At 38.9% G+C, this 10,383-nt stretch carries 12 protein-coding genes; 5 read left to right on the top strand and 7 right to left on the bottom strand.

Features of this window, described 5'->3' with window-relative positions:
* Window positions 1–72 precede the first annotated feature (72 nt).
* The 4 genes from HWQ38_RS11810 to HWQ38_RS11825 form a co-directional block, all read right to left on the bottom strand.
* Window positions 73–498 carry a hypothetical protein gene (locus tag HWQ38_RS11810; RefSeq protein WP_292793502.1) on the bottom strand — a complete coding sequence of 142 codons (426 nt, stop codon included), beginning with the start codon at window positions 496–498 and terminating at the stop codon, window positions 73–75.
* 421 nt (window positions 499–919) lie between these two features.
* Window positions 920–1,228, bottom strand: a complete 309-nt coding sequence (locus HWQ38_RS11815) for a hypothetical protein (RefSeq protein WP_292793504.1) — start codon at window positions 1,226–1,228, stop codon at window positions 920–922.
* Window positions 1,229–1,336: 108 nt separating this feature from the next.
* Window positions 1,337–1,585 (bottom strand): hypothetical protein, encoded by a 249-nt coding sequence (locus tag HWQ38_RS11820; RefSeq protein ID WP_292793507.1) that lies wholly within the window; start codon window positions 1,583–1,585, stop codon window positions 1,337–1,339.
* 369 nt (window positions 1,586–1,954) lie between these two features.
* Window positions 1,955–2,425, bottom strand: a complete 471-nt coding sequence (locus HWQ38_RS11825) for a hypothetical protein (RefSeq protein WP_292793510.1) — start codon at window positions 2,423–2,425, stop codon at window positions 1,955–1,957.
* Window positions 2,426–2,637: 212 nt separating this feature from the next.
* Between HWQ38_RS11825 and HWQ38_RS11830 the strand changes: the two genes are divergently transcribed.
* Window positions 2,638–2,949: a DUF4360 domain-containing protein gene (locus HWQ38_RS11830; protein WP_292793513.1), complete on the top strand. Its 312-nt coding sequence runs from the start codon at window positions 2,638–2,640 to the stop codon at window positions 2,947–2,949.
* Window positions 2,950–3,128: 179 nt separating this feature from the next.
* Here the strand turns inward: HWQ38_RS11830 and HWQ38_RS11835 are convergent, their stop codons facing one another.
* On the bottom strand, window positions 3,129–3,485 hold the full coding sequence (locus HWQ38_RS11835) for a hypothetical protein (protein WP_292793516.1): 357 nt from the start codon (window positions 3,483–3,485) through the stop codon (window positions 3,129–3,131).
* Between the two features lie 518 nt (window positions 3,486–4,003).
* On the opposite strand from HWQ38_RS11835, the gene HWQ38_RS11840 reads away from it, so the two are divergent.
* Window positions 4,004–4,558 (top strand): pentapeptide repeat-containing protein, encoded by a 555-nt coding sequence (locus HWQ38_RS11840; protein ID WP_292793518.1) that lies wholly within the window; start codon window positions 4,004–4,006, stop codon window positions 4,556–4,558.
* Window positions 4,559–5,036: 478 nt separating this feature from the next.
* On the top strand, window positions 5,037–6,149 hold the full coding sequence (locus tag HWQ38_RS11845) for a HAMP domain-containing sensor histidine kinase (RefSeq protein WP_292793521.1): 1,113 nt from the start codon (window positions 5,037–5,039) through the stop codon (window positions 6,147–6,149).
* Window positions 6,150–6,766: 617 nt separating this feature from the next.
* Here HWQ38_RS11845 and HWQ38_RS11855 read toward each other — a convergent pair.
* Window positions 6,767–7,171 (bottom strand): DUF3775 domain-containing protein, encoded by a 405-nt coding sequence (locus tag HWQ38_RS11855; protein WP_292793524.1) that lies wholly within the window; start codon window positions 7,169–7,171, stop codon window positions 6,767–6,769.
* A gap of 312 nt (window positions 7,172–7,483) precedes the next feature.
* On the opposite strand from HWQ38_RS11855, the gene HWQ38_RS11860 reads away from it, so the two are divergent.
* Window positions 7,484–8,203, top strand: a complete 720-nt coding sequence (locus HWQ38_RS11860) for a hypothetical protein (protein WP_292793526.1) — start codon at window positions 7,484–7,486, stop codon at window positions 8,201–8,203.
* A gap of 37 nt (window positions 8,204–8,240) precedes the next feature.
* Complete coding sequence (locus HWQ38_RS11865) at window positions 8,241–9,728, top strand: IS1380 family transposase (RefSeq protein ID WP_292793528.1); 1,488 nt, start codon at window positions 8,241–8,243, stop codon at window positions 9,726–9,728.
* Between the two features lie 296 nt (window positions 9,729–10,024).
* Here the strand turns inward: HWQ38_RS11865 and HWQ38_RS11870 are convergent, their stop codons facing one another.
* Window positions 10,025–10,207: a hypothetical protein gene (locus HWQ38_RS11870; protein WP_292793531.1), complete on the bottom strand. Its 183-nt coding sequence runs from the start codon at window positions 10,205–10,207 to the stop codon at window positions 10,025–10,027.
* Window positions 10,208–10,383 lie beyond the last annotated feature (176 nt).

Here is a 10,383-nt window from a genome sequence, read left to right on the forward strand (position 1 = left end):
GGATTTGAGTCTCGTACTTCAGTACCTCGTGTTTCGGGATTCCTAACCCGGACAATTTATTTTAATCGTGTCTTACTTCTTTGTAGTTACCGCAGCGGCTTCGGCATCTAGTCTAGCGGCGATCGCTTCTAAGGTTGCTTTTTCAGCCTCTTCAATGGTTGCGATCGCTTCTAAGGTTGCAGTAGCTGCATGGTTTTCAGCTTTATCTGCCCGATGTTCGAGTTTCTTTACTTTGCGACTCGTTTTCCATTCTTCGACATGGGACTTCACCTCAGATTCTTTTTCCTCAAATTGAGCTTTGAGCTTTGCCCGATAATCATGAAATTCTTTTTTCTTAGCGTCCAGCTTTGCTTTTGCTTCATCAAGTTGAGATTCAATCTCAACTTGAGTTTTTTTCGGTGCAGATTGAATACTTTCTCTTAGCGATTTTACCCGTTCTTCAACCGCTTCTAAATTGTCATGAAGATTTTTGGTGAAGTTATCAATTACAGTAGTCATGATAATTGCTCTAGTATGTTGAATTTCTGAAATTTGGCTATATTATTGTCAAGTTAGATTGAATCTCATCTTGAGTTTTTTTGCCGCACATTTAATAGTTACAAATTTTGCCCAATATAACCTCTACCTTTTGAACGTTTTAGTAGAAGTTATACAATTAACACGCTATTTAACCCCTTTTCAAAACATAATTGCTCTTACAAAGAATTTCCCTCTGTTGCTCTTAGTAAGACTTTAAACGCTAGATTTAGGCAATTATATCGCAATCCTAAACTGCAATTAGAACGAATTTTAAATAGACTTTTCCGCGAATCATAAATGTTTATGAGAAAAGGTTTTGACGGATTAGATAGTACCTGCGATTGACTTCTCTACGAGACGCTGCGCGCTAAGCGTTCGCGAATAGCGTCTCGCAGAGAAGCTATGCCGCAGGCTTTACACCAGTGCCAAAGGAGTAAGCATCACCATCTACCCGCACTCCTTTTTTTAGGATGACATCCCCACCAAAAGCGATCGCAGTTTTCAAAACTCTGGCATTAGGTGATACCGTAACACTCCCCCCAAAAGCCAGGGCGTTTTCAACAACTTGATTCTCTGGTACAGTTACGCTTCCACCAAAGCGAATGAGGTTGGTATTGTTAATATTGATATCAGTCTGCGCCAGGGCATTGCCTGCAAATATTAAACAAATACTGGCTATAAAAACCAGAATTAATTGTTGCCATTTCATAAATTTTATCCTCCTGAACAACAAGAACATCGACATCTGAGATTAACCGGAGATGATATTACGGACAATTCCGCCGGACGTTGTAACCCCATTTTTAGATGAGTTATTCTAAAGTTCAGTCAAAATCAAGTCTTCTAGTTTCAATATGCTGGCATTAAATTGTAGATACTGCTTTGCCATCTCCTCAAGATTTCTCCGATTTGAAAACTGCGCCATTAATTGCATCTCAAGAATATCTTGCTGAGGGGCGATCAGTTGTCGTGCTGATGGCACGACAACTGATCGCCCCCGTTTTCTAAACAGGCATTTCCTCATAGCAGTAGCTACAGCGCCAGTAAAGTTTTCCCAAACGCACATGACGGAGTAAAATGTCTGAACAGTTAGGGCAAAAATGCTTACTCATCATCGATTGACTGATTGTTGTAGATATACTCAATTTGCGAGGACTCGTTAAGAAAGCTTTATTAAGCATATATTTCACTAAACTTTGTCAATTTGCTGATAAAGGTTAGTATGACACTCTAAGATTAGAAATCATGTTTAACCAAGCGTTTGATTGGTGTATAAGTTGTACAATTTTTACTAATATATTTAATTTTTAACCTTTATTTAATAACTTTTGAGCGTTTATCTCTCGTATGGTGTAATTCCATTTAAAAAAATATTTACAACATATAAATGGGCTGTAGCAGAAGTATATATCTGTATGCCTCTACCCATAGATCATTATTCTTGAATAAATTCTGTCTCTTGTTCTTTTTGGGATAATTTATTCTTTGGAGGTCTCTTAACCAGACGAACTTTCATCCACTGGAAGGAAACAAGGTTGAGTAACAGACCGATGATGAACAAAATCAGTATAAGCACAACCTGATACCAAGCGATCGGTTGCACAATTAAATCTGCAACAAGATGGCAAAAATTTAGTCCGGTATATAATACTGTTAAACCAAAGTGAATGCTTCGGTAGCGACTTGAGTCAGTAAACACAGTAGCAACGATCGCAGCCATCGGGAACACAAAAAATCCCAACATTAACCACATAATCGGAGTAAGTTCTGCTATGCTTTGTGCGTGGGAGTCAGCCACACTAAGACCGTGAAAAAGAGGCATTAATCCCAATTGGCTGTGAAAGATAATTCCCAACAAGAAAACGATCCAAAGGGTAATAATTTTTTCTTGATGTTTGATTACCATACTGTTTTGCACTCCCATTATTTTTCAGTAATTCGAGTTTGGGTAGCTAACAGAATAAGAATAGAGTAGCAAGGATATTGTAGCGATAGAATGCTTTTAAGCTTTTCATTTTAATTAGTGAGTTGGAGAGCATAATAGCTGCTACCTTCAGATATCCATAGTATTCTCTAAATCATATTGAAAGCAACTAAATTTGAGATTTTTGTAACGATTTGAAGGCTTTCAGTACAACTTATACAACTCAGACGCAATTCAACCTTGATTTCCAACAGCAGAATGTCTTTTTTGCTGATACCCGCGGCCCAGTTTTTTCTCGGACTTTTAGTGGCGAAACTGACTATAATGTTCGAGATAGCTTGGCGACAGTAGCTGATGTTTGGTCAGGCTGTGGTGACAGTGTAAATATGCGGGTGAATACTGCGATGACTGCCAAAGGTCAAGGGATGGCTACTGTTGACTCCTTCGATCTTGCACACCGAGGTTTGGTTTATCACATAAAATATCGCACCTGTCGTAAAAACTAGTACACTTCAGGATAATTCCGGCACAGAAAATTTATTCTGAAATCTTTTATCTAGTGGAATTTTTACTCATAGTAAACGCAGAGTACAGTACATACGTTGCACTAGCGTAAAAGCAAATATTGACCCTAGCGCAAAATATATTCTCTACTGTATTGTTGCCCAAGAAGAGTATGAAGTGATTAAATCAGAATAGGGAGCAGAATTGACCCAACAAGAGACACAGTTAGGATTTGGCGACTTAGCCAATCAGCGTTTTCGCGCAGGATATGCAGAATACTACCGTGAACCACTGTTTCTATCTGTATCCGCTCCTGTAGAGGGAAAGAGTAGCGGCTTTTGGGGGTGCTGGATAATTCCTGTACCCCTTCGACTACATAGCGGTTAGGGACATGACTTAGAATGTGGGCAATTAACTTTTGGCGTAACTCATGAATCGAAAAAGCTAATTGATAAGGATGTTCAGGGTACTCATCTAAGACATTCTCAATTTCTTGAATGACTATTGGTAATGTTAAATTAATCAATGTATGTGACATTAGTGTTTTTTGATATAGATGTTTACTTTCAAGCCTAGATTCATTTGATAAATGTACAGTCCCTTCTCAAAAATATTTCCAGATGGTTCGTAATTTATCTTCTTCTAAAAAGTGTAACAACCAGACGTTTGAAATTAAGTATATACCAGAGTTTGATTGATAGTTGAATTGTATAAGTTGATTAACGACGCACACAAAACGTAGTCCAGATTAATTTAGCAATATAACTCTCTTTGAGGAATTAACCAACAAAGCGATGCCTACGGCGGGCTGCGCCTACGCCATTCTCTGTCCTGAAATTCCTTTTGTTGTCCTGACGATTTTTTAGGAGAAAGCAGAAGAGAAAATATTTAATTCTTGAAACCTGTTTCGCAGATATAACCCAAGTTGCTAGCTACTCTTATGAGCGATCGCTTTCGGACGATAATTGATAAATATTTACATTAGTTAACAATAAACGCATAAGTTAAATGATATAATTTACTTAACTTTCAATAAGCAAAGTATTGCTTTTTCTTATGAAAACTCCAGAACTTCTGAGACGATACGCAGCAGGAGAACGGGACTTTAGTAACGTAAGCTTAATTCAGGTCTGTCTGACTAATGCAAATCTGATTGGGGTACACCTAAAAGGAGCGGACTTGATTGGTAAAGACTTAAAGGGAGCATATCTGACTGATGCACATATTAGTCAGGCGAAACTGAATCAGGCAACTTTTGCTGATTCACGAATGATTAAAGTATGCCTAATTAGTGCAGAAATGCTTGATGCAGACCTGAGTGGAACAGACTTGACAGGAGTAAATTTCAGTGGAGCTGATTTAAGCTGTGTCAGGCTAGGTGGAGCCAACTTGAGGGGGGCAAACTTAGGTGAGACAGACCTCACCGGAGCGGATCTTAGGGGAGCGGAACTGAGTGAAGCTAACTTGAAAGGGGCAAAGCTAGCTGGGGCAGATATGGACGGGGCATATTTAGATAAGGCAGACCTGACTGGCGCAAATATGGACGGGGCAAATATGCGGAGAGTCGGATTAACTGGAACAAAAATGCCCGATGGAACAGTTCACGACTAAGTGACTTGAGTGATTTCTAACCTAAGTTTATACATCAAGGCAATAATGGGGCTGCGATGATAGATAATTACTGCCTGACAAATAAGTTGTTTATCCAACGTTTGTTCAGGCAGTAATTAACACTATCTTAATGATGTTGATAATACCATTATCCTCAGCAACATCTGGTATTGTAACAGTAGCATTATTCAGCCTAGACAACGAAAAAATGTTGGTAGTGATAAATATATAGTGATAATAGAGATTTAGTATTTATAATCGGATAATTCAGTAAGTATTTACAGATTTTTGTATTTATTTTTATACTAAAAAATGACGTGCGTAATGTAGGTTAAATACTTAGCCTCGGCGAGGGGATGGGAAATTGTTCTGGGGTGGATCGGGGTGGGTGCGATTGGCTCTGCCACTGCCCCTTGGGCAATCGCTGTTCTAGCGATCTCTTGATGCTAGAATAAGTCTAAAATTAAGAACATTCATAATGTTACATGAATTTTTATTAGCAGAACGTGACGAAATTCTCGCCTTGTGTTCAAAAAAGATCGTGCATCTTGCTGATTCCATGAGTTCGAGCGACGAAATGGAAAGAGGATTACCTGTGTTCTACGATGAACTCATTGAGGTATTACGTGGTGATGCTGATATAGATGAATCTAGGGAACCAGATAACAATTCTATAGAAAGTCTTCACAAAGCCTCCGCAGAGCGTCGGGGGAAAGAGTCGTTAAAACTTGGCTACAGCATTTCTCAGGTTGTTCATGGCTACGGCGCTATTTGTCAAGCTATCACTGAGTATATTCAGGAGAATACTAATCAAACAACATCCCCTCGTGAATTCAATCGATTAAATTTCTGCCTCGATATCGCTATCGCTGAAGCGGTTACAGAGTTTAATCGAGGTCAGCGCGAGAATGCAGAGCGGGATGAGGTTCTACGTCTGGGATTTCTAGCACATGAGTTGCGAAATGCGTTGACCTCTGCTAGTTTAGCTTCCCAACTTATAATCACAGGGAAAGTCGGAGCCAATGGAAGTACATCTCGTATTCTTGAAAATGCCCATAGGCGTATGAGAGAAATTATTGATCGTTCACTTGTTGAGGTGCGACTGCGGAACGAATCAACCGGACAATATAAGAGATGTCGAGTTATTCACCTAGTTAGTGAAGTTGAGGCTACTGCATGGTTTGAAGCAAGTGCGAAATCAATTAAGGTGTGTGTTGAGGTAGCGCCGGAATTGGAGGTTTTAATAGATCGTCACCTAATAATATCTGCCTTATCGAATCTGGTTCAAAATGCCATTAAGTTCACCAAGCAGGGTGGGATTGTATGGATACGCGGTAACGCTGTAGGTGGGCGTGTTTTGCTTGAAATAGAGGATCAATGTGGAGGACTCCCGCCTGGTGAGGTGGAAGAACTTTTTAAGCCTTTTTCTCAGATGGCAACAGATAAATCTGGATTGGGGATTGGGCTTACAATTTCACGACGTGCCGTATCGTTAAACAAAGGTCTACTCTCAGTTCGGGATATCCCCCATCAAGGATGTGTCTTCTCAATTGATTTACCCAAAGCCTCCTCCCCTCTCCCCACTACATAATCCTCTAACTCCATCTTCGCTGCGCTCACTTATGTAAACTCCAACTATTTTTCTAGTCTTTTTATCGAAAGCTAAAAATAAATAATTTTAGTTATTAAATCTCTATTACCACTACATATTTACCACTACCAAAATGTTTAGACTTGCTAAAAATAAACTATATGTTAGTATTTCCAAAGCATAACGGGAACCAAGGTTAAGACTCAACTATTTAACAACGCTATAGATGTTATTAGTTATGAGTTGACTGCTCAACCAAAATATCCACTCTATCTTGCATTTCTAGGTCGTATATCTCCAGACAAGGAGCGACATGCTCATTAAATACTGCTATCAGATAGAATAGAAAAGACCACACACCGCTACTCAATTTAATTGTTGCAGTGATTATTATTTAGGGTTTGCTGAATAAGTCTCTAAAACAAATCTAGAAGCCACACAGCTTGCAAAATAGTTGTTTCGTCGCTCAGTTTTCAAATTTAACCCGCGATGCCTGCGGCGGGCGTAGCCATCGCTAACGATTGTGCAAGGGTTTTGAGACTCTAGATGTTATAACTTTGCACTTGCTTGGTAGAAAAAGGCTTGAATCCCTTATCTGGAGTACCTTATACTTTTATTCAGCAAGCCCTATTTATTTTTTTCAGCCCGAAGCGAAGATATTTAGCTAGGAAAGCCTTTTCGATAATATAACTAGTTGTATAGTTTTGAGGGATGAGATGTAGTGCTTGTGCAACTAAATTGTTTAAGTCTGATGGTTGTTCACAGGATACATATTGACCAAGCCAGATAAGGGCTATAACTTGTCCTTTTTCATCTAAAGAAAAATCGTCTACATATTTATGTAGTACTCGGACTGATGTTCTTCCTGTCGTTTCAAAATCTTCTAAATAATTAGACAATTTGTCTAGAAAAGTTTCTGGTATATTTACTTTCCCAAACAGTATATCTGATGACTTTGGGCAATAGATTAACTCAGCAAGCTCAATGATTTTATATACTTTACTAATTAATAAAAAATTCATATTTATCTTCAAGCTAAAATCATAGTGAATAAGGAGGAATATTGATCAGCCCTTAATCTGTACTTCATAGAGCATGACAGATGGGTGCTTGAGATTAAGTATTTCTTCAAGTTTGAAATGTATTAAATAAGTTCATAGTGTTTGAGTTTATTACAAAAATTAATATATGTAACAGGATTTCACTAGATATAGAGTATTTTTTCTTAATTGTGTATATCCTTAACCAACGAGAGAGTGATTACCACAGAAAAAGCTCTAGGATCAAAGATGTTAATAAAAGTTTGAGTTCTTGATTTTAGAAGTTTTTTTCCTATGGTCAAGCGATCGCTCGAAGCATCACTCACTGGGATTCAAGAGGCTAAAAGAGCGTTTGTTCGCAAGGGGTGGACACAAGACAATCTAGCAGCAGAAGTCAACCTCAAGACTAGACAACCAATTTGGCGGTTTTTCAGTGGTCGTCCAGTTGAGCGTCATACCTTTATTGAAATTTGTTTGATTTTAGAACTGAATTGGCGGGAGATTGCGACTAATCCTCCAGCAGAATTCTTGTCACGAGAAGAATACGCCCAGCCTCTTGCGTCGGATATTGATAAGTTAGTGCAGAAAGTGCGATCGCAACGCTTTGACAAAATTCAAGACCAGTGTGGTATTTTGCAATTATTGGATATCGGCCGTCCAGTTGCGATCGATGACATATATATAGATGTGAATATTTTGGAGTCAATTGCCAGTCTTCAGTACTTAGAAATCACTAATCTGCAAAACCTTGACCCCAAAGAATTTGACCGTTTTGGCTTAGGTGAGGCTGACGAAAAACAGATAGCTGGTACACAGGCAGTTGAAACATACTCCAAGCTTAGGGTGCTAGGCAAACCAGGAGTAGGTAAAACCACCTTTTTGCAATATCTCGCCATTCAGTGTAACCAAAACGCATTTGCGGCAAATCAGATACCAATCTTCATTACACTGAGAAACTTTGCCCAACCCGGATTTCTCACAAACTCAGGAAAAAGCGGAGCTTTAAACTGCTAAAATGTTTATATGGCAAGCATTTCAGCAGTTTTAAACGATGAATCGACCCGCAACGCGATCGCTCCCAAAACAGTTCAGATTTGAACAGCCAAAATCACCTCCAGTCGTAGTTAATTTCAATGGGGGGTTGGTAACATCCGATGCTGGGTTAAACTTAATTGCTGAAATAGATAGAAAACTGCAAATCACATCACAGTTTGCACAGTGTTTCCAAGATTACCGTCAGCTAAATCGAATTTACCATTCAATAGAAAGCTTAATTAAACAACGAATATACGGGTTGGTCATGGGATATGAAGACTTAAATGACCATGAAGAATTACGTCATGATCCAATGTTCGCTCTAGTGTTAGGAAAAACAATTGGACTAGAGAATGAGCCAGGAATATTGGCAGGGAAAAGTACATTAAATCGACTGGAACATTGTCCTGAAGATGTCGAACAAGGAGGAGATAGTCGTTACCATAAGATTGGGCATTCTCCATCAGAAATTGAAAGTCTATTTGTGAAGATATTTTTAGAATCTTACTCCAGGGAACCACGAGAAATTATTTTGGATTTGGATGTAACGGATGATTTAGTACATGGGAATCAAGAGCAAGTTTTCTTCAATACTTATTACGCAGGATACTGCTATGCTCCACTTTATATTTTTTGTGGGAAACATTTATTGTCTGCGAAACTTCGCCCTTCTAATTTAGACCCAGCATCAGGAGGATTAGAAGAGTTACAAAGAGTTATTAAGCAAATTCGTGCTCAATGGAGTAATGTTCAAATTCTAGTGCGAGGAGATAGTGCATATTCACGAGATAATATAATGGACTGGTGTGAGTCTCAAACGGGAGTTGATTACGTATTTGGATTGGCACAAAATAGCCGTTTAATTCAGATAACTACAGTGACACAAAGTAAGGCTAAGAAAGAGTTTGAGGAAAAAATGTCACCAGTAGTTTCATTTTTAGAAACTCTATTTATTCCAGATGAAGAACTCCAGCAACAAGCGTCAGAGTTGATTGATAATTCAACTTGGTATAAGTCTTTAGACTATAGAACTCGTGAATCTTGGAGTCGTAGTCGTCGTGTTGTCTCGAAAGTTGAGTATGGAGCGAAGGGGACTAATATTCGTTTTGTTGTAACTTCTATTCTTGCCAATAAAGTACCACCTAGTCAACTCTATACGCAAAAATACTGTCAGCGAGGTGAGATGGAAAATCGCTTTAAGGAGCAACAATTGGAACTTTTTAGTGATAGAACCAGTACCCACACATTCGCGGGAAATCAGTTACGTTTATGGTTTTCTTCTATAGCTTACGTTTTGATGAATGCATTGCGTCAAAAATGTTTAGCTAAAACAGAATTAAAAAATGCTCAAGTTGGAACTATTCGTACAAAATTACTAAAACTTGGAGCGCTAATTACTGTCAGCGCACACCGAATTTTAATTGCGATTAGTAGCTCAAGTCCTTCCAAACATATCTTTGCTGCTGCTTACAGATGCTTAAGAATGTGTACTTCTACTGCTTAATATTAGTTTTAGTGGATTTTATTTTTCTCTAATTAATGATACTTCGGGCTTGGTTTTATCCAAGTCTAGTTTTGAAATACTTAGTTTTATGAGTAGAGCCTTTTACTTTCAGTACTTGAAATAATATAGTAACTATTTTATCTCTATAGCTACGGTTTTATACTACTTTTGTCTTCCTACCTAAGTTTAAATTGATGATGTATCAAAAAAATGTCTTCCATGAGGCCATGTAAATTGATTTTTTATTGCTTGTGAGAAATCCGGGTTATATTTGCAGTTGACTACACCTGTGGCAGTTAGGCGCTGAATCTTCCGTCAATCATTGCGCTGTCAGCTTGGATAGCCAATGCCTGAACGCCAAGCGCCTGAACGATCCAGCGATTTCCTTGGCGCGAGCCTAGATAACCAGCAATGCTCACGATCCAGCGATCGCCTTCTTGAGCCAATATAACTCCACAGCGCCAGTTGGGGTAAGGCATCTATGCTGACGGCAGAAGGAAGAGGAAGGAATAAATTCCCACAATTGAAGTAATGCAAGGATTATAGAATATCTGCATCACAAGAAAGCCGTAAGCGATCGCCTACGGTGGGCGGAATGCCATCGCCCATTGAAGTCACAAATCCCACGCCCGGATAACAAATCATTCAGTGCAGG

It is taken from the genome of Nostoc sp. NMS7 (genome assembly GCF_017115085.1).
Lineage (GTDB): Bacteria > Cyanobacteriota > Cyanobacteriia > Cyanobacteriales > Nostocaceae > Nostoc.

What these genes read in the sequence shown, in the direction of transcription:
- HWQ38_RS11855 (WP_292793524.1), bottom strand. Translation starts at nt 7,171, where the DNA reads ATGAATTTTTTATTAATTAGTAAAGTATATAAAATCATTGAGCTTGCT.
- HWQ38_RS11860 (WP_292793526.1), top strand. Translation starts at nt 7,484, where the DNA reads ATGGTCAAGCGATCGCTCGAAGCATCACTCACTGGGATTCAAGAGGCT.
- HWQ38_RS11835 (WP_292793516.1), bottom strand. Translation starts at nt 3,485, where the DNA reads ATGTCACATACATTGATTAATTTAACATTACCAATAGTCATTCAAGAA.
- HWQ38_RS11825 (WP_292793510.1), bottom strand. Translation starts at nt 2,425, where the DNA reads ATGGTAATCAAACATCAAGAAAAAATTATTACCCTTTGGATCGTTTTC.
- HWQ38_RS11865 (WP_292793528.1), top strand. Translation starts at nt 8,241, where the DNA reads ATGAATCGACCCGCAACGCGATCGCTCCCAAAACAGTTCAGATTTGAA.
- HWQ38_RS11810 (WP_292793502.1), bottom strand. Translation starts at nt 498, where the DNA reads ATGACTACTGTAATTGATAACTTCACCAAAAATCTTCATGACAATTTA.
- HWQ38_RS11870 (WP_292793531.1), bottom strand. Translation starts at nt 10,207, where the DNA reads ATGCCTTACCCCAACTGGCGCTGTGGAGTTATATTGGCTCAAGAAGGC.
- HWQ38_RS11815 (WP_292793504.1), bottom strand. Translation starts at nt 1,228, where the DNA reads ATGAAATGGCAACAATTAATTCTGGTTTTTATAGCCAGTATTTGTTTA.
- HWQ38_RS11840 (WP_292793518.1), top strand. Translation starts at nt 4,004, where the DNA reads ATGAAAACTCCAGAACTTCTGAGACGATACGCAGCAGGAGAACGGGAC.
- HWQ38_RS11845 (WP_292793521.1), top strand. Translation starts at nt 5,037, where the DNA reads ATGTTACATGAATTTTTATTAGCAGAACGTGACGAAATTCTCGCCTTG.
- HWQ38_RS11820 (WP_292793507.1), bottom strand. Translation starts at nt 1,585, where the DNA reads ATGTGCGTTTGGGAAAACTTTACTGGCGCTGTAGCTACTGCTATGAGG.